The organism is Actinacidiphila glaucinigra (assembly GCF_035918135.1).
Taxonomy (GTDB): Bacteria; Actinomycetota; Actinomycetes; order Streptomycetales; family Streptomycetaceae; genus Actinacidiphila; species Actinacidiphila glaucinigra.
The window spans coordinates 2,804,786-2,831,611 of the sequence record NZ_CP109144.1; the positions used below are offsets into that span (position 1 = coordinate 2,804,786).

Sequence of the window (26,826 nt, forward strand, 5' to 3'; positions counted from 1 at the left end):
GCTCATGACAGGCCCTCCGCGAGCGGGCCGAGGGCGAGCGCCGGGAAGTAGGTCAGGGCGGTGATGATCAGGATCGCGCCGACGAGCAGACCGGCGAAGAGCGGCTTCTCGGTGCGCAGGGTGCCCGTGGTGGCGGGCACCGGCCTCTGCCGCGCGAGCGAGCCGGCCAGGGCCAGGACGAAGACCATCGGCACGAAGCGGCCGAGGAGCATCGCGAGGCCGAGCGTGGTGTTGTACCACTGCGTGTCCGCGTTCAGGCCGGCGAAGGCGGAGCCGTTGTTGTTGCCCGCCGAGGTGTAGGCGTACAGGACCTCGGAGAAGCCGTGCGGCCCGCTGTTGAGCATGGAGTGCGGCGGGGTCGGCAGGGCCATGGCCAAGGCGGTGAAGACCAGCACGACGGCCGGGGTGACCAGGATGTACAGGGCGGCGAGCTTGATCTCGCGGGTGCCGATCTTCTTGCCCAGGTACTCCGGCGTGCGGCCGACCATCAGGCCGGCGATGAACACCGCGATGATCGCCATGATCAGGATGCCGTAGAGACCGGAACCGACGCCGCCCGGGGCGATCTCGCCCAGCATCATGCCCAGCAGGGCGATGCCTCCGCCGAGGCCGGTGAAGGAGGAGTGGAAGGAGTCCACCGCGCCGGTCGACGTCAGGGTGGTGCTCACCGCGAACAACGACGAGGCGCCGACACCGAAACGCTGTTCCTTCCCCTCCAGGGCGGCGCCCGCGATCTGGTTCGCCGAGCCGGGGTGCGCGGTCTCGACCCAGGTCATCAGCGTCACGAAGCCGATCCAGATCAGGCCCATCGCGGAGAGGATCGCGTAGCCCTGCCGGAGGTTGCCGGCCATCTTCCCGAAGGTGCGGGTCAGCGAGAACGGGATCACCAGGATCAGGAAGATCTCGAAGAGGTTGGTGAAGGCGTCCGGGTTCTCGAAGGGGTGCGCGGAGTTGGCGTTGTAGAAGCCGCCGCCGTTGGTGCCGAGCTCCTTGATGGCCTCCTGGGACGCAACCGCGCCGCCGGTCAGCGTCTGGTGGCCGCCCGCGAGGGTGGTGATCTCGTGCCACCCGGCGAAGTTCTGGATCGCCCCGAAGCCCACCAGCACGATCGCGGCGACGAACGCCACGGGCAGCAGGATGCGGATGGTGCCGCGGACCATGTCGGCCCAGAAGTTGCCGAGCTCGCCGGTGCGGGAGCGGACGAAGCCGCGGACGAGCGCCATGGCCACGGCCATGCCGACCGCCGCCGAGACGAAGTTCTGCACGGCGAGGCCGGCGGTCTGGGCGGCGTGGCCCATGGCGTTCTCGCCCATGTACGACTGCCAGTTCGTGTTGGTCACGAACGAGGCCGCCGTGTTGAACGCCTGGCCGGGCGGGATGGCGGCGAAGCCCAGCGAGAGCGGGAGGTGGTTCTGGACCCGCAGGAACAGGTACAGGAACAGCACGCCCACGAGGGAGAAGGCCAGTACCGCCCTGAGGTAGGACGGCCAGCGCATCCGGGCGTCCGGGTCGGCGCCGAGGCAGCGGTAGACCAGCCGCTCGACCCGCAGGTGCCGGTCGGAGCTGTAGACGGCGGCCATGTAGTCGCCGAAGGGGCGGTACACCAGGGCCAGCGCCACGACGAGCGCGGTGACCTGGAGCACGTCAGCGGTGACGGGGCCCATGTCCGGACCTCAGAACCTCTCGGGCCGGACGAGCGCCGCGATCAGGTAGACCAGCAGGGCGGCGGCGACGACGAGGCCGGCGATGTTCTCGGCGCTCACAGCTTGGACACCCCCTTGGCGATGAGGGCGACCAGCGCGAAGACGGCGATCGTGGTGACGACGAAGACGAGGTCGGCCATCGTGTGCTCCCAGCTCTGGACGACACGTTGACCAGGCCAGGGAACCTCCGTTCCCGCCGTGCGCGGACCCCGTTGACGGCTTCCATACGGGCCCTGGTGGCGCCTTGACGGGCCTTTGACGTTCACCGGCTGTGAGCTGGGAAAACGCCCGTGGGCCGACCTGTTCTCACAGGTCGGCCCACGGGCGTCGGGCGGCCGGGGCGCTGGGCCCGCGGCTTCAGTGCACCTCGGTGATCTCCGGTCCGCGGCGCATCGGGTCGATGCCGTCGGAGAAGCGGCCGCCCTCGTCCTGGGCGATGCCCTCGGGCACCATCTGGGCATCGTTGGGCAGCTTCAGCACGATCGGGTCGCGCGGGGCCATCGGCGACTCGCCACGGACGACGACGGTGTCGCGGAAGATCTGCTCGAGCAGGCCGGCGGTCTCGGGCTGGACGGCGCCCTGCCCGGAGATGACGCCCCGCAGGAACCAGCGCGGGCCGTCACAGCCGACGAAGCGCACGACCTGGACGCCGTTGGCGCCGTTGGGCAGCTGCACCGGCACCTGGGCGCGCAGCTCCCAGCCCAGCGGACCCTCGACCTCGTCGACGATGCCGCCCTGCTTGGTGATGCCGGAGGCGATCTCGTCGCGGACCTCGCCCCAGATGCCCTCCGACTTGGGGGCGGCGAAGCCCTGCAGCTGGACGGCGCTCTCCCGGAGCACCACGGTCGCGGCGACGATGGACTCCCCGGCCACCTCGACGCGCAGTTCCATGCCCTGTACACCGGGCACGAAGATGCCGCCCAGGTCGACCCTGCCCTCAGCCGGGTCCCTGACCTCACTCACGTCCCACGGGCCGTCCGGCCTCGGGGCGGGCGGAAGGTTGTACCGACGGGACTCCATGGAGTCGTCCGACTCCTCGGCGTCTTCGGCCAGCTCGTCAGGGCCTTCGGCCGCGAGCTCGTCGAGGGCGTCTCCGCGCTCCTTGCGACGACGACGGAACACGTCACTGTCCTTCCCGGTCAGCGATGACCGATGCGTATCCATTGCCGGACGGACCGACCGGCGAGCCATCCACCGCGGCATGACCCCCCGTGGAGCCGAAGCCCCCTGCCGCCCGTGCCGAACCGGGCAGTTCCGCCACCTCGTGGAAGCGGACCCGCTCGACCTGCTGGACGACCAGTTGGGCGATCCGGTCACCTGCTGCGAACCGTACGCTCTCGCGCGGGTCCAGGTTGACCACGATCACCTTGATCTCCCCACGGTACCCGGCATCAACCGTTCCCGGGGCATTCACGAGGGCCACTCCGCACCTCGCGGCGAGGCCCGAGCGCGGGTGCACGAAGGCCGCGTAGCCCTCCGGCAGCGCGATCGACACCCCCGTGGGCAGTACGGCGCGCTCGCCGGGGGCCAGTTCGGCCGTCTCGGTGGTGACGAGGTCGGCTCCGGCGTCGCCCGGGTGCCCGTACGAAGGAATCGGGACGTCCTCGTGCAAACGGTGGATGAGGACGTCGACCGGGGGGCGAGGACCGCCGGTCACGGGTTCACCTCGAAGGCGCGCGCGACCTTGACCTGGTCGGGGTCGGACATCGCGGCGCGGATCTCCTCGGGGCGGCCGTTGTCGGTGAAGTGCTCCAGCTTGACCTCGATGAACAGCGCGTCCGCGCGGACCGCGACCGGGCCGTCCGGGCCGCCGATCCGGCCGACCGCGGTGGAGTAGATCTTGCGCCCGGCCACAGCGGTGCAGCGGGCCTCCAGGTGGAGGATGGCTCCGACCGGCACGGGCTGCACGAAGTCGGTCTCCAGGCGGCCGGTCACGGCGATGGTGCGCAGCAGCCAGGCGAGGGAGCCGAGCGTCTCGTCGAGCGCCGTCGCCAGCACACCGCCGTGCGCCAGGCCCGGGGCGCCCTGGTGGGCCGGCTGGACCGTGAACTCGGCGGTCACGCTGACGCCCTCACCCGCCGTGGCCTCCAGGTGCAGGCCGTGCGGCTGCGCCCCGCCACAGCCGAAGCAGTGGTCGTAGTGCGCGCCCAGCGGTTCGCCGGGAGCGGGGGCGTCGGGGTGCCGCTCCGGCGCGACGGCGTCGCGCGGCGGTGTCAGGCCCGGGCGGTCCGGGCCGGCGTCGGTTGTAGCTCCACTCACGCGGGAGACCCTACCCTCCTGCGGGATCGATTCCCGCCGCCCGGCCGTTGTCCTTCCGGCCCCGCGGCCCGCCCATCACCGGAGCACCTTCCCTTGGAGCACCACATGACCCCCAGGTCCGTCGTCGTCACAGGAGCCGGGTGCGGGATCGGCCTCGCCACCACCCTCGAACTGGCTCACGCCGGCTTCGACGTCATCGGGACGGTACGGAGCGAGGAGAAGGCGGAGGCGCTGCGGGAGGCGGTGGACCGCACCGGCGTATCGGTGCGCACCGTGCTCCTGGACGTCGCGGACGCCACGTCCTCCGTCCGGGCGTTCACCGAGATCGCCACGATGACGGACGGCGGCCCGTGGGCGGTGGTGAACAACGCGGGGATCGCCCAGCCGGGTGCGATCGAGGACGTCGACGACGAGCAGGTGCGGCAGCAGCTGGAGACCAATCTGGTGGCCCCGGCGCGCATCGCCCGCCTGGTGCTGCCGACGATGCGGGCCCGGCGGGCGGGGCGGATCGTCAACATCTCGTCGATCTCCGGGCGGGTGTCGATGCCGCTGCTCGGCTGGTACTGCGCCAGCAAGCAGGGCCTGGAGGCGATGACGGACGCGCTGCGGATGGAGGCGGCCCCGTTCGGGGTCAGGGTCGTGCTGGTGGAGCCCGGCCCGTACGGCACGGACATCTGGCAGCGCGGCGCGAGCCGGCTGCCGCAGCGCCGCAACTCGGCCTACCGGCACCAGTACGAGGCCGCCGAGGAGTTGATCAAGCGGGAGCTGCCCTCGCCGCGGCCGGTGGCGCGTACCGTCCTGAAGGCGCTCACGGCGCCCCGGCCGCTCCCCCGCTACCTGGTGGGCACCGACGCGCGGTCCTCCGCCGTCCTGGACGCCGCCCTGCCGACCGCCGCGACCGACTGGGCCAAGCAGGTCGCCACGGGGCTGCGGCGCCCCCCTCGGGCCGCGCACGCGCTGAGCAGGCTGCGGTCCCGGGGCGGGCGCTGACGGTGCCGCATGACAAGCTTGGTGTCATGACCGTCATGAGCTATGAGGAGCGGCTGACCGCGCCGCGTTCCTGGTGGGGCCTCGCCGTCGGCGCGGGCGTCTCGCTGGCGCTGATCCTGCTGCCCTTGGGGCCCCTGGCCCTGCTCGCCGGGCTGGTGGGCGGCACGGCCGCGGGAGCGGCCCTGGTCAGTGCGTACGGTTCGCCGCGGCTGCGGGTGGTCGCCGGCTCGCTGGTGGCCGGGGACGCGAAGATCCCGGTCGCGGCGCTCGGCGAGGCCACGGTGCTGGACCGGGACGAGGCCCTGGCCTGGCGGTCGTACAAGGCCGATCCGCGCGCCTTCATGCTGCTGCGCGCCTACGTGCCGACCGCGCTCAAGATCGAGGTCACCGACCCGGAGGACCCGACGCCGTACCTGTACCTGTCGACGCGCTCGCCCGAGCGCCTCGCCGCGGCCCTGCGGGACGTACGCGTCTGAGCGGGCCGGCGCCCCGCCAGGGGGCGCCCGGGGCCTGGCCGGTCACCCGCCGGGCCCGAGTGCGGGCGGGGGCTCCTCCTCGGCGGACAGCAGCCCCCAGGGCACCTGCCGGGCGCGCAGGTCCTTGCGGATCTGCTCCGCGAGCTTCTTGGTGTCCCGCCGGTTCATCACGGCGCCGACGGCCGCGCCGACCATGAACGGGGTCAGCGTCGGCAGGTTGCGCATGGTGCGCTTCATCAGCTGCTGGCGCAGCTCGCGCTTCATCCTGCCGCCGAGGGCGATGTTCAGCGTGGACGGCTTGGAGAAGTCGATGCCGCGCCGCTCCGTCCACTCGGCGAGGTACATCGCCGACCGCTGCCGCAGCGTGCCCGGGGCGCGCAGCCCGTAGACCTCGTGCAGCTCGGCGATGAGCTTGTACTCGACCAGGGCGACCCCGAGGGTCTCCGAGGCCAGCTCCGCCGGCATGGCCGGCGGGGTGGGCAGCATGGCGGCGGCGCCGATGCCGGCGCCGACCGTCGCGGTGCCCATCGTCGCGGCGCCCACCAGCTTGTCGGCCAGCTCCTCGGGCCCGAGCCCGGGGAACTGGCGGCGAAGCGTCTCCAGGTCCCTGACGGGGACCCTCGGGGCCGTCTCGACGAGCCCGTCGACGAAGGTGTTCAGCGCCGCCTTGGCGCGTGCCCGTGCCCGTGCGGCACGGCCGGGGGGACGGGACGGGACGAGCTCGCCCGCCGGCCCCTCCGTTGCGCCCGCGAGCGAGGCCTCGTGGCCTCGCTCGTCGTCGCTCGCCACGGTCCGGCTCTCCGTCAGGCCGCGCAGTCGCGGCAGATCGGGTTGCCGTTCTTCTCCGTCGCCAGCTGGCTGCGGTGGTGCACGAGGAAGCAGCTCATGCAGGTGAACTCGTCCGCCTGCCGGGGCAGGACCCGGACCGACAGCTCCTCGTTGGAGAGGTCGGCTCCGGGCAGCTCGAGGGACTCGGCCTGGTCGAACTCGTCAACGTCGACCGTAGAAGTCGACTTGTCGTTCCGCCTGGCCTTCAGTTCTTCGATGCTGTCCTCGTTGACGTCATCGTCTGTCTTGCGTGGGGTGTCGTAATCAGTAGCCATGTATCGCTCTCCCCCTCTGGGTGTCTGCGGTGTCTCCAGCGCACGTAACGCACGGGAGGCCGGTCTTGTGCCCGGCCCGAAGCGGAGATTTTGCCTTACATCAAGTGCCGTTACTCAATCGACACCCAACCGCACCCCCGAAGAGGTGATCGCACCCGCTGCCGGTGATGACCGGAAACGGCCCGCTTGTCGCACCTTGCTCGCGCCTCCACGTGTACTTCCCGTGATCATGACCTGCGGAAACATGGATTTTTCCGCTCTTTTCCCGGAGGTCGCAATCACGGAGAGTACACGGTGCCGGAATCGTATGTGTGATCGCTCACAGCATGCCCCGGAGGCGCGCAGACCGCAAAATTCAGCGCAAAGCGAACACGCCTCCGGGGGTGTCGTGTGATAGGTCACACGGGGATGACAACCCGCATGACCAGGCCACCTCCCTCGCGGGGGACCGCGGAGATCGTGCCGCCGTGGGCCCGGGCGACGGACTTGGCGATGGAGAGCCCCAGGCCCGCACCCTTGTCGCTGCCCGTGCGCTCGGTCCCCAGCCGCCGGAAGGGTTCGAACAGGTTGTCGATCTCGTACGCGGGGACGACAGGCCCCGTATTGGTGACCGTCAGGACGGCGGACCCCGGCTCCAGGCCCGTGGTGACCTCGACCCAGCCCGCCTCCGCGACGTTGTACCGGACGGCGTTCTGCGCCAGGTTCAGCGCGATGCGCTCCAGCAGCACCCCGTTGCCCTGCACGACGGCCTCGCCCAGCGCGGCACGCAGCTCCACGCCCTTGGCGTCGGCCTCGCTGCGGGTCTGCTCCAGCGCCTGCGTGGCCGCCTCCGCGAGGTCCACCGGCTTGCGGTCGACGATCTCGTTGTCGCTGCGGGCGAGCAGCAGCAGGCCCTCCACCAGTTGCTCGCTGCGCGTGTTGGTGACGAGCAGGTTCTTGCCCAGCTGCTGCATGTCCGGGGAGGCGTTCGGATCGGCGAGCTGGACCTCCAGCAGCGTGCGGGTGATCGCCAGCGGCGTTCTCAGCTCGTGGGAGGCGTTGGAGACGAAGCGGCGCTGGGCGTCGAAGGACCGCTCCAGGCGCTCCAGCATGTCGTCGAAGGTGTCGGCCAGCTCCTTGAGCTCGTCGTCCGGGCCGGTCAGGTGGATCCGCTGGGTCAGGTCGGAGCTCGCCACGCCGCGCGCGGTGCGGGTGATCCGGCCCAGCGGCGCCAGCACACGGCCGGCCAGGAGGTAACCGAAGGCGAAGGCGAGCACGGCGAGGCCGACGAGCGCGAAGAGCGAGCGCTTGAGCAGGACGTTCAGGGCGGTCTCGCGCTGCACGGCCAGGCAGTGGACGTAGGCCTTGTTGAAGGCGTCCGGGTTGGTCGGGCCGGTGGGCAGCTCGGGGCACAGCCCGGTGAGCGAGAGCCGGCCCGCCTCGACGTGGAACTGCGCCTCGGTGCCCTGGCGGATGGCCTGGGCCGCCAGCATGTAGATGATCCACAGCAGTATCACCCCGGCGATCAGGAACATGCCGCCGTAGAGCAGGGTGAGCCTTATCCGGATCGTGGGGCGCAGCAGCGGCATCGGCCGGGCGGAGGGCTTCGGGTCCCAGGTGGGCTTGGGCGGCACGGTCTGCGACGCGGGCGGGGTCGTCGGCGAGGACGAGGGTGCGGGCACGGCGGATCAGATCCGGTATCCGGAGCCGGGGACGGTGACGATCACCGCGGGCTCCCCGAGCTTGCGGCGCAGGGTCATGACCGTGACCCGCACGACGTTGGTGAAGGGGTCGGTGTTCTCGTCCCAGGCCTTCTCCAGCAGCTGCTCCGCGGACACCACGGCGCCCTCGCTGCGCAGCAGCACCTCCAGCACCGCGAACTCCTTGGGGGCCAGCTGGACCTGCCGGCCCTCCCTGGTCACCTCGCGGCGGTTGGGGTCGAGCTTGATCCCGGCGCGCTCCAGCACGGGCGGCAAGGGCGCTGTCGTACGGCGGCCGAGCGCCCGTACGCGCGCGGTGAGCTCGGTGAAGGCGAAGGGCTTGGGGAGGTAATCGTCGGCGCCCAGCTCCAGACCCTCGACGCGGTCGCTGACGTCGCCGGCGGCGGTCAGCATCAGCACGCGGGTCGGCAGGCCCAGTTCCACCAGTTTGCGGCACACGTCGTCCCCGTGGACGACCGGCAGGTCGCGGTCGAGGACGACGACGTCGTAGTCGTTCACCCCGATCCGCTCCAGGGCGGCACCGCCGTCGTAGACGACGTCGACGGCCATGGCCTCACGGCGCAGTCCGGTGGCTACCGCATCGGCGAGCAGTTGCTCGTCCTCGACGACCAGTACGCGCAAGGCGCTGTTCCTTCCCTAGGCACTTCTCAAAGAGCCGCGCCCAGCCCGCCTGTGCAGGCCGAACGCCCCTCCATCCTGCACCGGACGGCCGTAAAACAGGGGTAAGAGGACTCGGCGCCGAATTCCTCGCGTCCCGGAGGTTTCCCCTCCGGTGGGCCTGGGGAGGACGACTGCACACCCCCGATCACGCCCGCAGGGCGTCCGCAACTCCCGTGGCAGTAGCCGCTGTGCGGTTCGAGGGGTCCCCCGACAAGACCTGTGAACGACCCCGCACATCGCACGACCTGGAATATCCCTGTGTCAACCCACGACGACGAGGGGGCGCCACCTGATGGACGCATTCACCACTGGAATCCTGCAGCGCATACACAGCACCGAATCCGACCTTCTGCGCGCCCGCGAGGACGGGGACGAGTTCCTGGCCGAGGTCGAGGAGGCCGAACTGGCCGACCTTCGCCGCCTCGCCGCCGAGCACGGCGTCCAGGTGCTGCCCAAGATCGCCTGAGATCGCCCAGGGCGGCACAGCCGAACGCCGCGCCCCGGACACCTGGACAGGTGCCGGGGCGTTCGCGTGCCCGCCGCCGGTTCCGCACCGGGCGACGGGCCTTCGCGTCGGTGGCGGTGGCGGCGGCGCTGACGGCCTCAGTCGTGCCAGGCGCCGAGTTCGTCGAGCAGCCGCTGCAGGGGCTCGAACAGCCCCTGCGGGGCCGCGACGGTGAGCTCCGTGGACTCCGGCACTCCCGGCCGGCCCCCGGTCAGGGCGCCGGCCTCACGGGCGAACAGGGCGCCCGCCGTGTAGTCCCAGGGGTTGAGGCCGCGCTCGTAGTAGGCGTTGAGGCGGCCGCAGCCCACGTCGCACAGGTCGATGGCGGCGGATCCCCCGCGGCGTATGTCCCGCACCTGCGGCACCAGCTCGCGCAGCACCCTCGCCTGCCCCTCGCGGCGCTCCTTCAGGTAGCCGAAGCCGGTGCCGATCAGCGCCTGGTCCAGCGGCGGCGCCGGGCGGACGGCCGCCTCCCGCTCGTTGACCCACGCGCCCCGGCCCAGCACCGCGCGGTAGCTCTCGCCCCGCATCGGGGCCTCGACGACCCCGACGAGCGTCTCGCCGTCCAGCTCGGCCGCGATGCTCACGGCCCACGACGGCAGGCCGTAGAGGTAGTTCACGGTGCCGTCCAGCGGGTCGATCACCCACCGCACCCCGCTGCTGCCCGGGATGCTGGCGCCCTCCTCGCCCAGGAGCCCGTCGTCGGGGCGGCGCTCGGTGATGAAGGAGGCGATCAGCTTCTCGGCGGCGATGTCCATCTCGGTGACGACGTCGATCGGGCTGCTCTTGGTGGCGGCCACGCCGAGGTCGGCCGGGCGGCCGTCGCGCAGCAGCTCGCCCGCCCTGCGGGCGGCCTCGAGGGCCACGGCCAGGAGTTCGTCCTTGAGGTGGTCGGTCATGGCACTCCTCGTGCGTTCGGGTATCTCGGTCACTCGGCGCCCGCGGCTGCCGGGCGGGGGCTGCGTGCCGGGCAGCAGCCCACCGGGCACACGTCGTGGCTGGGCCCGAGCGCGCCCAGCGCGCACCGCTCGGGGGCCAGGCCCCGCTCGGTGGCGGCGCGCTCCAGCACCAGCTCGCGGACGGCTGCGGCGAAGCGCGGGTCCGCGCCCACGGTGGCGACGCGGGCGACGGGCAGGCCGAGTTCGGCGGCCTTGGCGGTCGCCTCGGTGTCGAGGTCGTACTTGACCTCCATGTGGTCGGAGACGAAGCCGATCGGCACCATGACGGCGGCGGGAACGCCGGAGGCGTGCAGCTCCTCCAGGTGGTCGCAGATGTCGGGCTCCAGCCACGGGATGTGGGGGGCGCCGCTGCGGGACTGGTAGACGAGCTTCCACGGGCGGTCGGTGCCGGTGGCCTCGCGCACCGCGTCGGCGATCACCCGGGCGGTGTCCAGGTGCTCGGCGACGTACGCGCCGCCGGCTCCGTCCTCGGTGTGCGCCTCGGGCCGGCCGGAGGTGTCGGCGGCCGCCGTGGGGATCGAGTGGGTGGTGAACGCCAGGTGCGCCCCGCCGCGGACGTCCTCGGGCAGCGTGGCGAGCGCGGTCAGCACCGCGTCGGCCATGGGCCGGACGAAGCCGGGGTGGTTGAAGTAGTGCCGCAGCTTGTCCACGCGGGGGACGGTGCGGCCCTCGGCCTCCAGGGCGGCCAGGGAGTCGGCGAGGTTCTCGCGGTACTGCCGGCAGCCGGAGTAGGAGGCGTACGCGCTGGTGGCCAGGACCAGCACGCGGCGGTGGCCGTCCTCGGTCAGCTCGCGGAGGGTGTCCGTCAGGTGGGGCGCCCAGTTGCGGTTGCCCCAGTAGACGGGCAGATCGAGGCCGTGCTCGGCGAAGTCCTTGCGCAGCGCCTCCAGCAGTTCCCGGTTCTGCGCGTTGATGGGGCTGACCCCGCCGAAGAGGAAGTAGTGCTGCCCCACCTCCTTCAGGCGCTCACGGGGGATGCCGCGGCCGCGCGTGACGTTCTCCAGGAAGGGGACGACGTCGTCGGGCCCCTCGGGCCCCCCGAAGGACAGCAGGAGCAGTGCGTCGTACGGAGCGGCGGTGCCGGCCTCGGTGTGATCGGACATGTTCCGATCCTGCCACCCGGCGGTGACGGCCGAGGAACCGGCGAAAATCGCTTGCGCTCCCTTTGTAAGCTGTGTGACGCAGTCACATTCCTTACTTCAGCCCCTTGAGACGTCGGCGACGAAGCCGTGGAGCGCCTGTGTCCAGTCCCTATCGCGCGATCTTCTCCACCCCGGGGACCAGGGGTTTCTCGGCGGCGGGTTTCATCGGCCGGATGCCGCTGTCCATGCTCGGCATCGGCATCGTGACGATGATGTCCCAGGTCACCGGCCGCTACGGGATCGCGGGCGGGCTCGCGGCCACCCTGGCGCTGGCCGCGGCGGCGCTGGGCCCGCAGGTCTCCCGACTGGTCGACCGGTACGGCCAGCGCAGGGTGCTGCGCCCGGCCGCCGGGATCACGGTGCTGGCGGTGGCCGGCCTGCTGGTGTGCGTACGGACCGGCGCCCCGGACTGGACGCTCTTCGCGTGCGTCGCGCTGGCGGGGGCGACTCCGAGCCTGGGCGCCATGGTGCGGGCGCGCTGGACGATGATCCACCGGGGGTCGCCCGCGCTCCTGCACACCGCCTACTCCTTCGAGTCCGTCGTCGACGAGGTCTGCTTCATCGTGGGCCCGATCCTGTCGATCGGGCTGTGCACGATCTGGTTCCCGGAGGCGGGGCCGCTGCTGGCGGTGCTCTTCCTGGCGGCCGGGGTGGTGCTGCTGACCGCGCAGCGCGCCACCGAGCCGCCGCCGCACCCGCGCGAGCAGCACACCCCGGGGTCCGCGCTGCGCTCCCGCGGGCTGCAGGTGCTGGTGCTGACCTTCGTCGCGACCGGGGCGATCTTCGGAGCCGTGGACGTGAACACCGTGGCCTTCGCCGAGGAGCAGGGCCACAAGGCCGCGGCGAGCGTGGTGCTGGCGGTGTACGCGGCGGGATCCTGCCTCGCGGGGGTGCTTTTCGGCCTGATGAAGCCGAGGGGAACGGCCTCCCGCCGCTTCCTGCTGGGCGTGGCGGCCATGGGCGTGAGTATGATCCCGCCACTACTGGTCGGGAACTTGCCGTTCCTGGCCGTGGCGCTGTTCGTCGCGGGCCTGTCCATCGCACCGACGATGGTCACCACCATGGCGCTCGTCGAGCAGTTGGTACCGCGCGCGAAGCTGACCGAGGGCATGACCTGGACGAGCACGGGTCTCGCGGTCGGTGTGGCGCTCGGCGCCTCTCTGGCCGGGTGGGTCATCGACGCGGCGGGGGCCCGGGCCGCGTTCGTGGTGCCCGCCTCCGCCGCGGCGCTCGCCGTGGTGGCGGCGTTCCTGGGGTACCGCCGGCTGGAGCCGGCGCCGGACTTGGAGGGGACGCGTGCGCATGGCTACGACGAGCAGGACCGCCGGGAAGGCCACATGGCGTAACTGGGCGGGCAACGTACGGGCCCTGCCCGCGCGGACCGAGTCGCCCGCCTCGACGGACGAACTGGCGGCCGTGGTCCGCAAGGCGGCGGCGGACGGCCTCCCGGCCAAGGCCGTGGGCACCGGGCACTCCTTCACCTCGACGGCGGCGACCTCGGGCGTCCTGATCCGGCCCGAGCGGATGACCGCCGTGCGGGGCATCGACCGCGAGGCCGGCACGATCACGGTGGAGGCGGGAGTCCAGCTCAAGCACCTCAACGCGATGCTCGCCGCCGAGGGCCTGTCCCTCACGAACATGGGCGACATCATGGAGCAGACCGTGGCCGGTGCGACCAGCACCGGTACCCACGGCACGGGCCGCGACTCGGGCTCCATAGCCGCCCAGATCAAGGCGCTGGAACTCGTGCTCGCCGACGGGTCGGTGCTCACCTGCTCGGCGCAGGAGAACGCCGAGGTCTTCGCCGCCGCCCGGATCGGGCTGGGCGCGCTCGGCGTGGTCGGCGCGATCACCTTCGCGGTGGAGCCGCTCTTCCTGCTCACCGCCCGCGAGGAGCCCATGCGTTTCGACCGGGTGGTCGCGGAGTTCGACCAACTGGTCGAGGAGAACGAGCACTTCGAGTTCTACTGGTTCCCGCACACCGACGGCTGCAACACCAAACGGAACAACCGCAGCCAGGGTCCCGCCGCCCCGGTCCCAGGGCTGCGGGGATGGATCGACGACGAGCTCCTGTCCAACGGGGTCTTCCAGGCGGCCTGCTCCGTGGGCCGGGCGGCGCCCTCCCTCATCCCGGGCATCGCCCAGGTCTCCAGCCGGGCGCTGTCGGCCCGCACCTACACCGACATCCCGTACAGGGTGTTCACCCACCCACGCCGTGTGCGTTTCGTGGAGATGGAGTACGCGGTGCCGCGCGAGGCCGCGGTGGGGGTGCTGCGCGAACTGAAGTCCATGGTCGAGTCGTCGGAGTTCAGGATCAGCTTCCCCGTGGAGGTGCGGATCGCCCCGGCGGACGACATCGCGCTGTCGACGGCCTCGGGCCGGGACACCGCCTACGTCGCGGTGCACATGTACCGGGGCAGCCGGTACCAGGAGTACTTCACCGCGGTCGAACAGATCATGACCGCCCATCAGGGCCGCCCCCACTGGGGCAAGATCCACACCCGGGACGCCGACTACCTCGCCAAGGCCTACCCCCGCTTCGCGGAGTTCACCGCCCTGCGCGACCGGCTCGACCCGGACCGGCTGTTCCGGAACGACTACCTGCGGCGGGTGCTCGGGGAATAGTTCCACTTGTGGGGTTTTTGTGAAGATCCTGCCCCAACTCCCTTGGCGCGCGCGAAGTTCGACGGCGCGGCGCCCCACCGACGTGGCCCAAATGGAGTACTGTGACAAATCCTGGCTCCGGGGGGGAGACGGCGCACTCGTCCCGGGGTGCCGTCGATCGAACCGGAGACACTTGACGCCGAGTGGCGCGTTTGGTCACTCAGCGTTGCGAATAGGTAACCGTGCCATAACGGCGTGTCACGGCACATGCCCGACACGCCGGGAAACTCAGCAAGGTTGTGGCAGGCTGCACCCGGGCAGGTCACACTCGTCCATCGGGAGCAGCGACGCACGTGACGTCGGCAGGCACCACCCGGGAGGTAACCGTGCCCGAACTGCGTGTCGTGGCTGTCAGCAACGACGGCACACGACTGGTTCTCAAGGCTGCCGACAGCACCGAGTACACGCTTCCGATCGACGAACGCCTGCGTGCCGCCATCCGCAACGACCGCGCGCGGCTGGGCCAGATCGAGATCGAGGTCGAGAGCCATCTGCGCCCGCGCGACATCCAGGCGCGGATACGAGCCGGTGCCACCGCGGAGGAGGTCGCGCAGCTCGCCGGGATCCCGGTGGAGCGCGTCCGGCGTTTCGAGGGCCCCGTGCTGGCGGAGCGTGCCTTCATGGCCGAGCGGGCCCGCAAGACCGCGGTGCGGCGCCAGGGCGAGAGCACCGGCCCGCAGCTCGGTGAGGCGGTCGCCGAGCGCCTGCTGCTGCGCGGCGCCGAGAAGGACACCGTCCTGTGGGACTCCTGGCGCCGCGACGACGGCACCTGGGAGGTCCTCCTCGTCTACCGCGTGGCCGGTGAGCCGCATTCGGCGAGCTGGACGTACGACCCGCCGCGCCGCCTGGTCCAGGCCGTGGACGACGAGGCGCGCGCGCTCATCGGGGAGACGACCCAGGAGGCGGCGCAGGAGCCGAGCTACCCCTTTGTGCCCCGGATCGCCCGGCTCCCGCGCGACCGGGCGCTGGAGCGGCCCGACCGCGCCGAGCGGGCGGAACGCACGGCCGAGGAGCGGGCGGAGGAGGAGCGCGACTCCCTGACCAGCCTATTGGAGGCGGTCCCCAGCTTCCGCGGCGACATGGTGGTGCCGGCCCAGGCGGGGCCGCCCTCCACCACGCCCGACACGCCTGCCGCGGCAGCGGTCACCGAGGACGGTCCCGAAGTGCCCGTGGCGGAGGAGGAGGCACCGCCCGCCGCGAGCGCCGGCGCGGGCTCCGCGTACGCCGACGTCCTGATGCCGCGTTCGGTCGGCGCCCACCGCGACCGGCTGGTCGGGTCCACCGACCGCCAGGCCGAGGCGGACGGGGTCCGCCCGGGACGGCGGGCGACGGTGCCGAGCTGGGACGAGATCGTCTTCGGGAGCCGGCGCAAGAAGCAGGACTGACCGGGGCACAGCCCCTCAGGGGTGCCCCGGTGTCCTCCCCCGTGCGGTCCTCCGCGTGGGCCGGGCTCCGGGAGCCGGCGCCGCGTCAGCCCGGTTGCGGCCCGGTCGCCACGTCGCGGCCCGCCGCGGACCACTCGCTCCAGGAGCCGACGTAGAGCGCCGCGGGAATACCGGCGACCGCCAGTGCCAGCACCTCGTGGGCGCCCGAGACGCCGGAGCCGCAGTAGACGCCGACCTCGGTCCCGGGCGTGGCGCCGGCCTTGCCGAAGCGCTCCGCCAGTTCGTCGGCGGCGAGGAGGAGGCCGGTCTCCGGGACGACGTTCTCCGTGGTCGGGGCGTTGACCGCGCCGGGGATGTGACCGGCGACCGGGTCGATGGGCTCGGTGTCGCCCCGGTAGCGCTCCGCGGCCCGGGCGTCCAGGAGGACACCGCGGCGGGCCAGCGCCGCCGCCTCGTCGGCGGTGAGCACGCCGAGCGCGCCCGGAGCGGCGGTGAACTCGCCCTCCTCGTCGGCGGGGACGTCCGTGGCGAGGGGCAGCCCCGCCGCCGTCCACGCGGCCAGCCCGCCGTCCAGGACACGCACCCGCTCGTGCCCGGCCCACCGCAGCAGCCACCACGCGCGCGCCGCGCCCCAGCCGAGACCGCCGTCGTAGACCACCACCTCGCGGTCCGGGCCGACGCCCGCGCGGCGCATGGCGGCGGTGAACACCGCGAGGTCCGGGAGGGGATGGCGCCCCTCCGCCCCGGGCGGCCCGGCGAGTTCGGTGTCCAGGTCGACGTAGTGCGCGCCGGGCAGGTGGCCGGCCTCGTAGACGGGTCGGCCGGGCGGACCGCCCAGTTGCCAGCGCACGTCCAGAAGTGCGGCGCCTCCGGGGACGCCCTTCGGCAATGCGGCCAATTCGGTTACGGTAATGACAGGATGCATAAGCCCATTGTGGTCACCCGGCACGGAAAATCTGCGGCGCGGCCCCCGGTCCACGGCACACCCGGTGGTGCGAGCATCGCTGTGGCACTTCCCCTGCAAGCCCGAGCGCTGCTCCCCAGGAGAGAATTGATGACCGAGGTAGGGAACCGCCACCCGCACGGCACCCCGTGCTGGGTCAGCCTGCTGGCTCACAGCGTCGAGGCCACGCAGGAGTTCTACAGCCAACTGTTCGGCTGGGAGTTCCACCCCGGTCCGCATGCGCTGGGCCCGTACGTACGCGCCACGCTGGGCGGCAAGAGCGTGGCGGGCATCGGCGAGCTGCCCGGCGACCGGCACCTGCCGATCGCCTGGACGACCTACTTCGCCGCCGACGACGCCGACAAGACCGCCGAGCTGATCCGGATCTGCGGCGGCACGGTGGGCGTCGGCCCCCTGGACGCGGACGACGCGGGACGGCTGGCCGTCGCCTCGGACCCGATGGGGGCGGTGTTCGGGGTGTGGCAGGCCCGGCACCACCGCGGGACCGAGGTCTGCGGCGAGCCGGGCGCGCCCGTGTGGAACGAGCTGATCACCCGCGACACCTCGCTGGTCGGCACGTTCTACTCGGTGGTCTTCGGGCTGGAGGCCGAAGCCGTCGTCTCCACCGACATCGACTACGTCACGCTCCACCTCGCCGGCCGCCCGGTCGGCGGCATCCACGGCGTCGGCCGGGCCCTGCCGCGCGACCGCGGGGCGCACTGGATGACGTACTTCGAGGTCTCCGACACCGACGCCGCCGCCCGCCAGGTGCTGGAGCTGGGCGGCAGCGTCATCCGCACGCCGCGCGAGTCCGAGTACGGCCGGCTGGCGACCGTGGCGGACCCCGAGGGCGCCGTCTTCACCGTGATCCACTCCCGACCGCAGCCGGTCGGCGGCACGCAGTAACGGCGGTCAGTCGACCGGCAGGACGTCCGGCGAGATAGCCGCCGCACGGGCCGCGGCCGCGGTCATCCGCCGGATGTGGTGGCGGCGGCAGAGCACCTCGTAGCCGATCGCCGTGCCGGGACGGTTGACGTCGCCGACGACGACCTGCTCGCCCTCGACGACCATCTTCCCGTCCACCGTACGGGCGTTGTGCGTGGCCCGGGCACCGCACCAGCACAGGGCCTCGACCTGGAGCACCTCTATCCGGTCGGCCATCTCCACCAGCCGCCGGGAGCCGGGGAAGAGCCTGGTGCGGAAGTCGGTGGTGATCCCGAAGGCGAAGACGTCCAGCCGCAGGTCGTCGACGATGCGCGCGAGCTGGTCGATCTGGTCGGGCGTGAAGAACTGGGCCTCGTCGACGATGACGTAGTCGGCGCGGGCGCCGCCCGACAGGTGTGTGACGAGGTAGCCGTAGAAGTCGAAGTCGTCGGCGGCCTCGACGGCCTTGGTCTCCAGGCCGAGCCGGGAGGACAGGACGCCCTCTCCGGCCCGGTCGTTGCGGGTGAAGATCAGGCCCTCCAGGCCGCGTGCCGAGCGGTTGTGCTCGATCTGCAGGGCGAGGGTGCTCTTCCCGCAGTCCATCGTTCCGGAGAAGAACACGAGCTCAGGCATGAGGAGGCGGCGGCCTTTCGGGGCGGGGCGGAGGGCGGTGCGGTGGGGGAGGTGGCAGCGGTGCGTCAGGTGCGGACTTCGAGCAGCGGCACCAGCTGCTCGACGGGGGTCATCGAGCCGTGCAGGCCGACCATGGTGGACTCCCCCGGCTCGGTGCGCGTGGCGACGATCGCGATGTCGTCCCGGGCGACGGCGACGACATCGCCGATGCGGCCGCGCACCCGGTCCTCCACGACGGGGCCGAACCAGCCCGCGGCGATCGCCTCTTCGCGGGAGGCCACCCACATCTGCTCACCGAGCACCTCGCTCCACACCGCGTAGACGTCGGCTGCGGCGCCCGGCACGGCGTAGACGTGGCGGGCCCGGGCCTCGCCGCCGAGGACGGCGACGCCGGCACGCAGCTCCCAGTCCTCGTCGAAGTCGATCCGGGACTCCGGGTCGAAGGGGATGTCGATCATGCCGTGGTCGGCGGTGACGTAGAGCGCGCTGCGCGGCGGGAGCTGTTCGGCGAGCCGCTGGGCGAGCCGGTCGGCCATCATCAGCTGGCCGCGCCAGGCGTCGGAGTCGACACCGTGCCGGTGGCCCATGGAGTCCAGCTCGCTGTAGTACGTGTAGACCAGCGCGCGGTCGGACGCGGCGAGCCGCTCGGCGGTGAGGTCCATGCGCTCCTCGCCGGTGAGCCGCCCGAGGAAGGTGCCGCCGCTGAGGGCGATCTTGGTCAGCGGGGTGTGCTGGAAGGTGGGCGAGGTGACCTGGCAGGTCTCGATCCCGGCCTCCTGGGCGAGCCGGAAGACGGTGGGATACGGCTGCCAGTCGGTCGGGGAGGTCCACGGCTGCCAGCGCAGCTGGTTCATCAGCTCGCCGGTGTCCGGGTTCAGCACGGTGTAGCCGGCCAGGCCGTGCACGCCGGGCGGCAGCCCGGTGCCGACCGAGGCGAGCGAGGTCGCGGTGGTGGAGGGGAAGCCCGCGGTGATCGGCCGGCCGCCGCCGGTGGCCGAGCCGGCCATCAGGGAGGTGAGGAACGGCGCCTCGTCGGGGTGCCGGCGGATCAGCTCCCAGCCCATGCCGTCGACGAGGAACACGCAGACCCGGTCGGCCGGGGCGAGGTCGAGCGCCGTCGGCGGGACGCCGGCGATGCCGAGCCCCGCGGCGACCGCGGGCAGCAGGTCGCTCAGCGCGCCGGTGCCGTAGCGGGGGGCGGGCGCGGCGTACGGATCGAGCGGTTCGTAGGACGGGGCGGGATGGACCATCAGGAGGCCGCGCCCGCGGTCGCCTCGGAGAGCGCCTGCGCGAAGGCGAGGGCCTGGCGGACGGTCTCGGGGCCGTCGCCCGCCTCGCTGACCCGCAGGCTGAGGTCGTCGGCACTGGAGGAGCCGGTGTAGCCGTGGTCGGCGTCGCAGTTGGGGTCGCCGCACGCGGCGGGCTCCAGGTCGATGCGGCTGACCGCGCCCCAGCCGATGGTCAGCACGACCTCCCGGGGCAGGGTGCCCGGGGTGTACGACTCGGGGTTGGCGACCACCCGGCTCATCACGACCGACGAGATCCGCTCGAGCTTGACGGACTCGGTGGAGGTGGTGGCGTAGGGGCTCGGGGAGGTGTCGTCGGCGCTCTGCTCGTCGGTGTGGCTGACGATGAAGCGGGTGCCGGTCAGGACCAGGACGGTGACGTGCCGGCGGACCTCGTTGGCGTCGAAGGTGGTCTCCTGGTGGACCAGGTACGACGCGACCGGCTCCCCACCGACGGAGGCCTCCACGGCCTCGGCCACGAGGGCGGGGTAGTAGCCGCTGCGCTCGATCGCCGCGCGCAGCCCCTGGGTCGTCGTACCGGTCTTCGCCATGGCGACCATCCTAGTGCGGAGCATGTGTTCAGAAGGACGACAGTGCCCGAGGCCCGAGGTCCGTGCGGGCCGGGGGCCGCGCGAGGCGCACGGAGGCGCCGAGCACGGTGAGGCCGGCGGCGGATACGACCACCGGTTCGAGGTCGACGGAGACCACCTCGGGCAGGTCGTCGACCAGCAGCGACACCCGCAGCAGCAGCTCCTCCAGGGCGCCGGTGTCCACCGGCTCCGCGCCGCGCCAGCCGAACAGCAGCGGGGCCGCCTTGATGGAGCGGACCAGCTGGGCGACGTCCCGGTCGGTGGCCGGGACCAGCCGGTGCGCCATGTCGTCGAGCAGTTCGGAGGGGGCGCCGGCGATGCCGAAGGAGAGCACGGCGCCCGCGGCCGGGTCGACGGTGGCGCGTACGACCGTGTCGACCCCGCGCGGTGCCATCGCCTGCACGACCAGGTGCAGCTCCTCGGGCTTGCCCAGCCGGGCGGTCAGCTCCCCGAAGGCGCGGCTGAGGTCGTCGGGGTCGGCGATGTCCAGGCGTACGCCGCCGAGGTCGGCGCGGTGGCGCAGATGCGGTGCGGTGGTCTTGAGGGCGACTGGGTAGCCGAGCCGGCGGGCGGCCTCCAGGGCCGCGTCGACCCCGGGGGCCGGCAGCGCGGGGCGCACCGTGATGCCGTAGCGGGCCAGCAGGTCGGCGGCCGCCGGGTCGTCGAGGGTGACGCCGTGGGTGACGACGGCGGGCTCCCCCGCCTCGTCGAGCAGCCGGGTGACGTCCTGGCAGGCGCCCGCCTCGTCGACGTCCTCGAATTCCGGCACCCTGCCCGGCACCTGGGCGTCCCTGCGCCACCGGGCGTAGGCGGCGGCGCGGGCCAGTGCCTTCACGGCGCGATCGGCGGCGCCGTAGGCGGGGATGCGGACGGCCGCGAGGCGGGTGGCCATGGCCTCCAGGGCGGTGTGGACGACCACGACGGGCTTGCCGGATCCGGCCTCGTCCGCGCCGGCGTGGAGGGCTTCGGCCAGCGCGGGGTCGTCGCTGCTCGCGGGGGCCTCGTCGACTTCCGAGCCCACGCGCGGGATGGCCGTGACCACGACGGCGTCGTGGGCCGGGTCGGCGAGGGCCGTGGCGAGGGCGGCCCGGAAGTCCTCCGGGCCGGCGGCGGTGGTGAGGTCGAGCGGGAGGCCGGGTTCCAGCCCCGCGGTGAGGCAGGCGTCGTAGGTGAGCAGCCCGAGGGACTCGGAGTTGCCGAGGATCGCGACGCGCGGTCCCGCGGGCAGCGGCCGGCACGACAGCAGCAGTCCGGTGTCGAGGAGCTCGGTGACGGTGTCGGTGCGGATGACGCCGGCCTGCTGCAGCAGGGCGGAGACGGTGCTGTCGGGGATGCGGGCGGGGGGTACCGCGTGTCCGGGCGGGGCGGCCGCCGAGTGCCGGGCGCCCTTGACCGCGACGACCGGCTTGACGGCGGCGGTGCGCCGGGCCAGGCGGTAGAACTTCCGCGGGTTGCCCAGGGTTTCGAGGTAGAGCAGGGCGACGTCGGTGGCCGGGTCGTCGTACCAGAACTGCAGGATGTCGTTGCCCGAGACGTCCGCCCGGTTGCCCGCGGAGACGAAGGAGGACAGCCCGGCGCCGCGCCGCCGCAGTCCGGACAGCAGGGCGATGCCGATGGCTCCGGACTGGGTGAACAGCCCGAGCCGTCCGGCGTCAGGGGTCTCGGGCGACAGGGAGGCGTTGAGCCGGACGTCGTCCGCGGAGTTGAGGATGCCGAACGCGTTGGGGCCGATGACGCGCATGCCGTACGTGAGGGCCTGCCGTACCAGGGCGCGCTGCCTGCGGCGGCCCTCGGCGCCGGACTCCGCGTAGCCGGAGGAGATCACCAGCAGGCCGAGGACACCGTGCCGGCCGCATGCGTCGACGGCCTCGGCGACGTCGTCGGCGGGCACGGCGATCACGGCGAGGTCGACGGTGTCGGGGATCTCGGCGACGGAGCGGTGGGCGGGGACGCCTTCGGGTTCGAGGGTGCGCAGGTCCTCGGGGAAGGAGCGGTTCACGGCGTGGACGCGGCCGGTGTAGCCGCCCGCGACGATGTTCCGGAGCACCCCGCGGCCGACGCCGCCCGGCCGGCGGCCGGCGCCGATGACGGCCACCGAGGCGGGGGCGAGCAGCCGCTGCACGGAGCGGGCCTCGGCGCGCTGCTCGCGGGCGCGCATGACGGCGAGGGACTGCTCGGTGGGCTCCAGGTCGAACTCGAGCCGGACTACGCCGTCGGTGAAGCTGCGCTGCTGGGTGTAGCCCGCGTCGGTGAAGACCTTGATCATCTTGCGGTTGGCGGGCAGCACCTCGGCGATGAAGCGGCGGATGCCCCGCTCCTGCGCCACGGCGGCGATGTGCTCCATCAGGGCGGAGGCCACGCCGCGGCCCTGGTGCGCGTCCTGGACGAGGAAGGCGACCTCGGCCTCGCCGTCGTCGGTGCGGTCGTAGCGCACGGTCGCGATGAACTCGCCGCCGACCAGGGCCGCCAGGCCGACGCGGTCGTGGTAGTCGTGGTGGGTGAAGCGGTGCACGTCCCGGTCGGAGAGCCGGGGGTAGGGCGCGAAGAAGCGGTAGTACTTGGACTCGTCGGAGACCTTCTCGTAGAAACTCACCAGCCGTCCCGCGTCGTCCGGCGCGATGGGCCGGACATGGGCGATCCCCCCGTCGCGCAGGACCACGTCCGCCTCCCAGTGGACCGGGTAGTCACGCTTTGCGTCGGACGGCGTCGTCATGGCCCAAGCGTACGGGCACCCGGCCGCCGCGGGACCGGTGCGACGATGTGGGGACGGACCGGTGTCCGAGGCATGGCAGACTGGTCTAGACCTCTTAGGAACGACCCGAAGGGCAACACCATGGCTGAGCGCCGCGTCACCATCGGCTGGGCCGAGGGCCTGCACGCACGTCCCGCTTCGATCTTCGTCCGCGCCGCCACCGCCTTGGGCGTCCCCGTCACCATCGCCAAGGTGGACGGCGCCCCCGTCAACGCCGCCTCGATGCTCGCCGTGCTGAGCCTGGGCGTGGCCGGCGGCGAGGAGGTCGTGCTCGCTTCCGACGCCGACGGTGTGGACGCCGCTCTGGACAGCCTGGCCAAGCTCGTCTCCGAGGGGCTGGACGAGCTCCCCGAGACCGTCTGACGCCGCGCACAACCGCCCTACGGCAAAAGGGGCGGGCCCGAAACGAAATCCGGCCGGATTTCGCGGGCCCGTCCCTTCCCCATTTCCACACCATTTCCGGGCAGCGCGCAGCGCGATGAAGCGCGGAAATACCTCCGCACACAATTCCCCACTTTGTATACGGCCCTTTTGTTGCGCCCGGCCACTCGAATTGTGTACGGCGTGTTTCCGTTTCCTCACCGCGCCGCGGCGCCGCGCCCCGTGCTCTCCGGTCGGCGCAGCCGGTGCACCGCCGTCGCCCGCTCCACATGGGCCGCCATCAGCCGCCGCGCCCGCTCCGCGTCACCGCGCGCCACCGCGTCCACGACCGCGCCGTGCTCCTCCCAGGACTCCACGGCCCGCCCCGGGGTGTCCACCGCGTACACCCAGGCGATCTTGTGCCGCAGCTGCGTCAGCTGCGCCACCAGGGTCGGACTGCCGGAGGCCTGGGCCAGCGTCTCGTGGAACCAGCCGTCCAGCGCGGGCAGGTCCGACAACTGGCGGCGCAGGGAACGCTCCTGGCCCAGCCGGACGAGCCCGCGCAGCACCTTCACATGGGCCTCGGTACGCCGCTGCGCCGCCCGCGCGGCGCCCAGCGGCTCCAGCAGGGCCCGGATGTCCAGCAGGTCGGCGGCCTCCTGCTCGGTGGGCTCCGCGACGGACGCCCCGGCGTGCCGGCGGGTCTGCACGAAGCCCTCGGACTCCAGGGTGCGCAGCGCCTCGCGCACCGGGACCCGCGACACCCCGTAGCGCTTGGCCAGCTGCTCCTCGGTCAGCCGGCTCCCCGGCGCGAAGAACCCGCTGACGATGTCGTCGCGGATCGCCGCGCACACCGCCCGGGCCGAAATCCGCCGGCCCGCGCCGCCGGTCCCGTTCACGTCCGACCCCACATCGCAGGTTCCTTTCGGTGCGCGCCGACGGCCACCCTTTCATCCCCGTGCAACGGAGGAGCCGGCGTTTCTGGCGCGACTCTATTCCAGCACGGCTCCGATTCCGACGGCCGCCCTGAATTCATGGAGCATTTTTGGACACACCCGCGGCCGGGAAGCGCCGGCATGCCGAAGGCCCCGGCGGGGGAACCGGGGCCTTCGTGTGGGGGGAGGGAAATGGCTCGGATGCGGGCTCAGATGCGGACGCCCTTGGAGCGCAGGTACCCCAGCGGGTCCACGTCGCTGCCGTAGGACGGGGCCGTACGGGCCTCGAAGTGCAGATGCGGCCCGGTCACGTTGCCGGTGGCGCCCGACAGGCCGATCTGCTGACCCGCGGAGACGGTCTGGCCCACGGACACGCCCAGGGAGGACAGGTGGCCGTACTGGGTGTACATGCCGTCCGCGTGGCGGATCACGATGTTGTTGCCGTACGAGCCGCCCCAGCCCGCCTCGACGACGGTGCCCGCGCCGGCGGCGTGCACCGGGGTGCCGACGGAGGCCACGAAGTCCACACCTGTGTGGTAGCCGGAGGACCACAGGCTGCTGGTCGCGCGGTAGGGCGTGCCGATCGAGCCGGCGACGGGCAGCACCCAGCCGCCGAGCGTGGCGCGGCCGGCCGCGGCGCTGCGCGACGCGTGCGCGGTACCGCTCTCCCGGGCCGCCTTGGCCTTGGCGGCCTTGGCCGCGGCCTCCTCGGCGGCGCGCTCACGCGCGGCGCGCTCGGCCCGCGCGACGTGGGCGGCGTGGTGCTTGCGGGCGATGACGGCGGCCCGGTGCTGGGCGGACGCCTGGTCGGCGAGGTGCGTGGCCAGGTCCCCGGCGACAGCGGCGCAGCGGGCGAAGGCGGAACCCTCGGTCCGGGCGTCGGCGGCCGCGGCGGGCACGACGAACGCGCCGGTGGTGACGGTGGTCAGCGCGGCGGCTCCGGCCAGGGTGGAGCGTATGGAGAACGACGCCATGGGCAGGCGGAGATCCTTTCCTTCCTTCTCGCCTACCGGGTTAGCTGACGGGTTCGGAGCAGGAAGGTCTCCTACGGGCGGCGGCACGCCGCCCGATTCACCCCAGGGACATCTCAGGTGGGTCCCCGGCTCCCCAGGCTCACGCCCGACGGGGACTCGGCGATCGTTGCTCCGGTGCCGCGGGTGGCGGCTGATTCCGCCGGGCAACCCGAGGACGCTAACCGCGCGTTGCTCCCGGCTCCAAAAAAATCCGGCAATATGTGCGGGATGCCACACCCACCGCCAACCGGTCGCAACCGTCCGCAATACCGCGACACCGCAGCTCCCCGGCGGTGCGCGCCCCTGCGGGAAGGCCCCGGCGCGGCCTGCGGACGGCCTCCGTGCGGCCTGCTGATCCACCCGGCGGCGGCCCCCGCCTCGGCGGCTGCACGGACGCAGGCGCACCGCGGCCCCGGGCGCCGCGAGGGCACCCGGGGCCGCGGTGGGCGGTACCGGTCAGCCGCCTGTGACGACCTCCACCGGGCCGATGCCCAGCTCGCGGATCGGGTCCGCGATGACGGAGGCGTCGCCGACGAGGACGACCACGAGCCGGTCCAGGGGGAAGGCGTTGACGGCAGCGGCCGTCGCCTCGATCGTGCCGGTGACGGCCAGCCGCTCGTAGAGCCTGGCCTGGAAGTCGTCCGGCAGGGACTGCTCGACCTGGTCGGCGAAGGTCCCGGCCACCGCCGAGGCCGTCTCGTAGCGCAGCGGGGCGACGCCCACGAGGTTCTGTACGGCGGCGTCGCGCTCGTCGTCGGTGAGCCCCTCCGCCGCCAGGGTGCGCAGCACCTGCCAGGTGTCGGCCAGCGCGGGCGCGGTGACGTCGGTCGCCACGGAACCGCTGATCCCGAGCAGGGAGACGCCGGTGCCCTCCGGAGTGGAGAGCAGCACCTGCCCGAAGGCCCGCACGCCGTAGGTGTAGCCCTTCTCCTCGCGCAGGACGCGGTCCAGGCGCGAGGTCAGCGTGCCGCCGAGGCAGTACGTGCCGAGCACCTGGGCGGCCCAGACGGGATCGTGGCGGTCCGCGCCGGCACGGCCGATGAGCACCTGGGTCTGGACGGACCCGGGCCGGTCGACGATCACGACGCGTCCGGTGTCGTCCGCGGTGATCGCCGGCAGCGGGCGGCGCTCGGCGGGCTTGCCGCTCCACTCCCCCAGCGTGCTCTCCAGCAGCGCCTCCAGGTCGATCCCGGCGAGGTCGCCGACCACGACGACCGTCGAGGTGGAGGGCCGTACGTGGGTGTCGTAGAAGGCCCGGACGGCGGCCGCGTCGATGCGCGCGACCGTCTCCTCGGTGCCCTGGCGCGGCCGGGAGCAGCGCAGGTCGGCGGCGAAGAGCTCCTTGGACAGCGCCATGGCGGCACGCCGCGCGGGGTTGGCCAGCTCGTGCGGGATCTCGTCGAGGCGGTTGCGCACCAGCCGCTCGACCTCGCCGTCCGGGAACGCCGGGGCGCGCAGCGCGTCGGCGAGCAGGCCGAGGCCCTTGTCGAGCCGGGAGACGGGGACCTCCAGGGAGACCCGGACTCCGGCATGGTCGGCGTGGGCGTCGAGGGTGGCCCCGCAACGCTCCAGCTCGGCGGCGAACTCCTCGGCACTGTGCTTGTCGGTGCCCTCGGACAGGGCCCGCGCCATCATCGTGGCGACGCCGTCCAGGCCCTCGGGCTCGGCGTCGAGCGGCGCCGCGAGCAGCACCTCGACGGCGACGACCTTCTGCCCGGGCCGCCGGCTGCGCAGCACCGTCAGCCCGTTGGGCAGGGTGGACCGCTCGGGGGCCGGGAAGTCCCAGGGCTTGGGCTGCCCCGGCCGCGGCTGGGGGTGGAACGTCATGGTGGTGTGGACGTCGG

At 72.8% G+C, this 26,826-nt stretch carries 28 protein-coding genes and 1 riboswitch; of the genes, 8 read left to right on the top strand and 20 right to left on the bottom strand.

Annotated features, from left to right (window positions below):
• Positions 1–2: 2 nt before the first annotated feature.
• From kdpA to OIE69_RS12285, 6 genes are all read right to left on the bottom strand, one after another.
• Positions 3–1,664, bottom strand: a complete 1,662-nt coding sequence (kdpA, locus tag OIE69_RS12260; protein ID WP_326572015.1) for a potassium-transporting ATPase subunit KdpA — start codon at positions 1,662–1,664, stop codon at positions 3–5.
• 9 nt (positions 1,665–1,673) lie between these two features.
• On the bottom strand, positions 1,674–1,763 hold the full coding sequence (gene kdpF / locus OIE69_RS12265) for a K(+)-transporting ATPase subunit F (RefSeq protein ID WP_018561840.1): 90 nt from the start codon (positions 1,761–1,763) through the stop codon (positions 1,674–1,676).
• Positions 1,760–1,969, bottom strand: a complete 210-nt coding sequence (locus OIE69_RS12270; protein WP_326572016.1) for a hypothetical protein — start codon at positions 1,967–1,969, stop codon at positions 1,760–1,762. The genes kdpF and OIE69_RS12270 overlap by 4 nt, the downstream gene beginning before the upstream one ends.
• A gap of 91 nt (positions 1,970–2,060) precedes the next feature.
• Positions 2,061–2,867: a DUF3710 domain-containing protein gene (locus OIE69_RS12275; RefSeq protein ID WP_089223046.1), complete on the bottom strand. Its 807-nt coding sequence runs from the start codon at positions 2,865–2,867 to the stop codon at positions 2,061–2,063.
• The gene (gene dut, locus OIE69_RS12280; protein ID WP_326572017.1) at positions 2,827–3,360 is read right to left on the bottom strand and encodes a dUTP diphosphatase; all 534 of its coding nucleotides are present in this window, start codon (positions 3,358–3,360) and stop codon (positions 2,827–2,829) included. Before dut ends, OIE69_RS12275 begins: the two co-directional genes overlap by 41 nt.
• Positions 3,357–3,962 carry a PaaI family thioesterase gene (locus tag OIE69_RS12285; protein WP_326572018.1) on the bottom strand — a complete coding sequence of 202 codons (606 nt, stop codon included), beginning with the start codon at positions 3,960–3,962 and terminating at the stop codon, positions 3,357–3,359. Before OIE69_RS12285 ends, dut begins: the two co-directional genes overlap by 4 nt.
• A 105-nt stretch (positions 3,963–4,067) precedes the next feature.
• Between OIE69_RS12285 and OIE69_RS12290 the strand changes: the two genes are divergently transcribed.
• Positions 4,068–4,952, top strand: coding sequence for an SDR family oxidoreductase (locus OIE69_RS12290; protein ID WP_326572019.1), 885 nt, complete (start codon positions 4,068–4,070; stop codon positions 4,950–4,952).
• Between the two features lie 26 nt (positions 4,953–4,978).
• Complete coding sequence (locus OIE69_RS12295; protein WP_326572020.1) at positions 4,979–5,428, top strand: DUF3093 domain-containing protein; 450 nt, start codon at positions 4,979–4,981, stop codon at positions 5,426–5,428.
• Positions 5,429–5,470: 42 nt separating this feature from the next.
• Here OIE69_RS12295 and OIE69_RS12300 read toward each other — a convergent pair whose 3' ends face one another.
• The 4 genes from OIE69_RS12300 to OIE69_RS12315 all read right to left on the bottom strand — a co-directional run bounded on the left by OIE69_RS12300 (position 5,471) and on the right by OIE69_RS12315 (position 8,852).
• The gene (locus tag OIE69_RS12300; RefSeq protein WP_405772301.1) at positions 5,471–6,319 is read right to left on the bottom strand and encodes a hypothetical protein; all 849 of its coding nucleotides are present in this window, start codon (positions 6,317–6,319) and stop codon (positions 5,471–5,473) included.
• Positions 6,232–6,531, bottom strand: coding sequence for a DUF4193 domain-containing protein (locus OIE69_RS12305; RefSeq protein WP_018561848.1), 300 nt, complete (start codon positions 6,529–6,531; stop codon positions 6,232–6,234). The genes OIE69_RS12300 and OIE69_RS12305 overlap by 88 nt, the downstream gene beginning before the upstream one ends.
• 398 nt (positions 6,532–6,929) lie before the next feature.
• The gene (locus OIE69_RS12310; RefSeq protein ID WP_326572021.1) at positions 6,930–8,192 is read right to left on the bottom strand and encodes a sensor histidine kinase; all 1,263 of its coding nucleotides are present in this window, start codon (positions 8,190–8,192) and stop codon (positions 6,930–6,932) included.
• A gap of 6 nt (positions 8,193–8,198) precedes the next feature.
• Positions 8,199–8,852: a response regulator transcription factor gene (locus OIE69_RS12315; protein ID WP_018561850.1), complete on the bottom strand. Its 654-nt coding sequence runs from the start codon at positions 8,850–8,852 to the stop codon at positions 8,199–8,201.
• Positions 8,853–9,183: 331 nt separating this feature from the next.
• Here OIE69_RS12315 and OIE69_RS12320 point away from each other — a divergent pair, with 331 nt between their 5' ends.
• Positions 9,184–9,357: a hypothetical protein gene (locus OIE69_RS12320; protein ID WP_018561851.1), complete on the top strand. Its 174-nt coding sequence runs from the start codon at positions 9,184–9,186 to the stop codon at positions 9,355–9,357.
• A gap of 137 nt (positions 9,358–9,494) precedes the next feature.
• Here OIE69_RS12320 and OIE69_RS12325 read toward each other — a convergent pair whose 3' ends face one another.
• A complete protein-coding gene (locus OIE69_RS12325; RefSeq protein ID WP_326572022.1) occupies positions 9,495–10,295 on the bottom strand; it encodes an inositol monophosphatase family protein in 801 nt (266 codons plus the stop codon).
• Positions 10,296–10,324: 29 nt separating this feature from the next.
• Positions 10,325–11,458: a ferrochelatase gene (locus OIE69_RS12330; protein ID WP_326572023.1), complete on the bottom strand. Its 1,134-nt coding sequence runs from the start codon at positions 11,456–11,458 to the stop codon at positions 10,325–10,327.
• 137 nt (positions 11,459–11,595) lie between these two features.
• On the opposite strand from OIE69_RS12330, the gene OIE69_RS12335 reads away from it, so the two are divergent.
• From OIE69_RS12335 to sepH, 3 genes are all read left to right on the top strand, one after another.
• Positions 11,596–12,843, top strand: coding sequence for an MFS transporter (locus OIE69_RS12335; protein ID WP_326572024.1), 1,248 nt, complete (start codon positions 11,596–11,598; stop codon positions 12,841–12,843).
• The gene (locus tag OIE69_RS12340) at positions 12,800–14,122 is read left to right on the top strand and encodes a D-arabinono-1,4-lactone oxidase (protein WP_326572025.1); all 1,323 of its coding nucleotides are present in this window, start codon (positions 12,800–12,802) and stop codon (positions 14,120–14,122) included. Before OIE69_RS12335 ends, OIE69_RS12340 begins: the two co-directional genes overlap by 44 nt.
• A gap of 332 nt (positions 14,123–14,454) precedes the next feature.
• The gene (gene sepH / locus OIE69_RS12345) at positions 14,455–15,546 is read left to right on the top strand and encodes a septation protein SepH (RefSeq protein ID WP_326572026.1); all 1,092 of its coding nucleotides are present in this window, start codon (positions 14,455–14,457) and stop codon (positions 15,544–15,546) included.
• A gap of 85 nt (positions 15,547–15,631) precedes the next feature.
• Here sepH and OIE69_RS12350 read toward each other — a convergent pair whose 3' ends face one another.
• Positions 15,632–16,471 carry a sulfurtransferase gene (locus OIE69_RS12350; protein WP_326572027.1) on the bottom strand — a complete coding sequence of 280 codons (840 nt, stop codon included), beginning with the start codon at positions 16,469–16,471 and terminating at the stop codon, positions 15,632–15,634.
• 129 nt (positions 16,472–16,600) lie between these two features.
• On the opposite strand from OIE69_RS12350, the gene OIE69_RS12355 reads away from it, so the two are divergent.
• A complete protein-coding gene (locus OIE69_RS12355; RefSeq protein WP_326572028.1) occupies positions 16,601–17,395 on the top strand; it encodes a VOC family protein in 795 nt (264 codons plus the stop codon).
• Between the two features lie 6 nt (positions 17,396–17,401).
• Here OIE69_RS12355 and OIE69_RS12360 read toward each other — a convergent pair whose 3' ends face one another.
• From OIE69_RS12360 to OIE69_RS12375, 4 genes are all read right to left on the bottom strand, one after another.
• Positions 17,402–18,046 carry a thymidine kinase gene (locus OIE69_RS12360; RefSeq protein ID WP_018561859.1) on the bottom strand — a complete coding sequence of 215 codons (645 nt, stop codon included), beginning with the start codon at positions 18,044–18,046 and terminating at the stop codon, positions 17,402–17,404.
• 65 nt (positions 18,047–18,111) lie between these two features.
• On the bottom strand, positions 18,112–19,296 hold the full coding sequence (locus OIE69_RS12365; protein ID WP_326572029.1) for an alkaline phosphatase family protein: 1,185 nt from the start codon (positions 19,294–19,296) through the stop codon (positions 18,112–18,114).
• Positions 19,296–19,883: a DUF5998 family protein gene (locus tag OIE69_RS12370; RefSeq protein WP_089223061.1), complete on the bottom strand. Its 588-nt coding sequence runs from the start codon at positions 19,881–19,883 to the stop codon at positions 19,296–19,298. Before OIE69_RS12370 ends, OIE69_RS12365 begins: the two co-directional genes overlap by 1 nt.
• 28 nt (positions 19,884–19,911) lie before the next feature.
• The gene (locus OIE69_RS12375; RefSeq protein ID WP_326572030.1) at positions 19,912–22,635 is read right to left on the bottom strand and encodes a bifunctional acetate--CoA ligase family protein/GNAT family N-acetyltransferase; all 2,724 of its coding nucleotides are present in this window, start codon (positions 22,633–22,635) and stop codon (positions 19,912–19,914) included.
• A gap of 120 nt (positions 22,636–22,755) precedes the next feature.
• Between OIE69_RS12375 and OIE69_RS12380 the strand changes: the two genes are divergently transcribed.
• Entirely contained in the window at positions 22,756–23,037 is a 282-nt protein-coding gene (locus OIE69_RS12380; protein WP_326572031.1) for an HPr family phosphocarrier protein, read from the top strand.
• A gap of 215 nt (positions 23,038–23,252) precedes the next feature.
• On the opposite strand, the gene OIE69_RS12385 is transcribed toward OIE69_RS12380, so the two are convergent.
• The 3 genes from OIE69_RS12385 to OIE69_RS12395 form a co-directional block, all read right to left on the bottom strand.
• Positions 23,253–23,945, bottom strand: coding sequence for a GntR family transcriptional regulator (locus OIE69_RS12385; RefSeq protein WP_326572032.1), 693 nt, complete (start codon positions 23,943–23,945; stop codon positions 23,253–23,255).
• A gap of 233 nt (positions 23,946–24,178) precedes the next feature.
• Positions 24,179–24,943, bottom strand: a complete 765-nt coding sequence (locus tag OIE69_RS12390; RefSeq protein ID WP_326572033.1) for a M23 family metallopeptidase — start codon at positions 24,941–24,943, stop codon at positions 24,179–24,181.
• A gap of 15 nt (positions 24,944–24,958) precedes the next feature.
• A riboswitch (cyclic di-AMP (ydaO/yuaA leader) is annotated at positions 24,959–25,115 on the bottom strand.
• 323 nt (positions 25,116–25,438) lie between these two features.
• On the bottom strand, positions 25,439–26,809 hold the full coding sequence (locus OIE69_RS12395) for a M16 family metallopeptidase (protein ID WP_392567657.1): 1,371 nt from the start codon (positions 26,807–26,809) through the stop codon (positions 25,439–25,441).
• Positions 26,810–26,826 lie beyond the last annotated feature (17 nt).

Bases quoted from the DNA above. Each gene is read 5' to 3' on its own strand.
- OIE69_RS12340 (WP_326572025.1), top strand. From the start codon at position 12,800: ATGGCTACGACGAGCAGGACCGCCGGGAAGGCCACATGGCGTAACTGG.
- OIE69_RS12390 (WP_326572033.1), bottom strand. From the start codon at position 24,943: ATGGCGTCGTTCTCCATACGCTCCACCCTGGCCGGAGCCGCCGCGCTG.
- OIE69_RS12295 (WP_326572020.1), top strand. From the start codon at position 4,979: ATGACCGTCATGAGCTATGAGGAGCGGCTGACCGCGCCGCGTTCCTGG.
- OIE69_RS12325 (WP_326572022.1), bottom strand. From the start codon at position 10,295: ATGACCGACCACCTCAAGGACGAACTCCTGGCCGTGGCCCTCGAGGCC.
- OIE69_RS12330 (WP_326572023.1), bottom strand. From the start codon at position 11,458: ATGTCCGATCACACCGAGGCCGGCACCGCCGCTCCGTACGACGCACTG.
- OIE69_RS12275 (WP_089223046.1), bottom strand. From the start codon at position 2,867: ATGGATACGCATCGGTCATCGCTGACCGGGAAGGACAGTGACGTGTTC.
- OIE69_RS12350 (WP_326572027.1), bottom strand. From the start codon at position 16,471: ATGCATCCTGTCATTACCGTAACCGAATTGGCCGCATTGCCGAAGGGC.
- OIE69_RS12375 (WP_326572030.1), bottom strand. From the start codon at position 22,635: ATGACGACGCCGTCCGACGCAAAGCGTGACTACCCGGTCCACTGGGAG.
- OIE69_RS12395 (WP_392567657.1), bottom strand. From the start codon at position 26,809: ATGACGTTCCACCCCCAGCCGCGGCCGGGGCAGCCCAAGCCCTGGGAC.
- OIE69_RS12355 (WP_326572028.1), top strand. From the start codon at position 16,601: ATGACCGAGGTAGGGAACCGCCACCCGCACGGCACCCCGTGCTGGGTC.
- OIE69_RS12290 (WP_326572019.1), top strand. From the start codon at position 4,068: ATGACCCCCAGGTCCGTCGTCGTCACAGGAGCCGGGTGCGGGATCGGC.
- kdpA (WP_326572015.1), bottom strand. From the start codon at position 1,664: ATGGGCCCCGTCACCGCTGACGTGCTCCAGGTCACCGCGCTCGTCGTG.
- OIE69_RS12380 (WP_326572031.1), top strand. From the start codon at position 22,756: ATGGCTGAGCGCCGCGTCACCATCGGCTGGGCCGAGGGCCTGCACGCA.
- OIE69_RS12365 (WP_326572029.1), bottom strand. From the start codon at position 19,296: ATGGTCCATCCCGCCCCGTCCTACGAACCGCTCGATCCGTACGCCGCG.
- OIE69_RS12370 (WP_089223061.1), bottom strand. From the start codon at position 19,883: ATGGCGAAGACCGGTACGACGACCCAGGGGCTGCGCGCGGCGATCGAG.
- OIE69_RS12320 (WP_018561851.1), top strand. From the start codon at position 9,184: ATGGACGCATTCACCACTGGAATCCTGCAGCGCATACACAGCACCGAA.
- OIE69_RS12305 (WP_018561848.1), bottom strand. From the start codon at position 6,531: ATGGCTACTGATTACGACACCCCACGCAAGACAGACGATGACGTCAAC.
- OIE69_RS12360 (WP_018561859.1), bottom strand. From the start codon at position 18,046: ATGCCTGAGCTCGTGTTCTTCTCCGGAACGATGGACTGCGGGAAGAGC.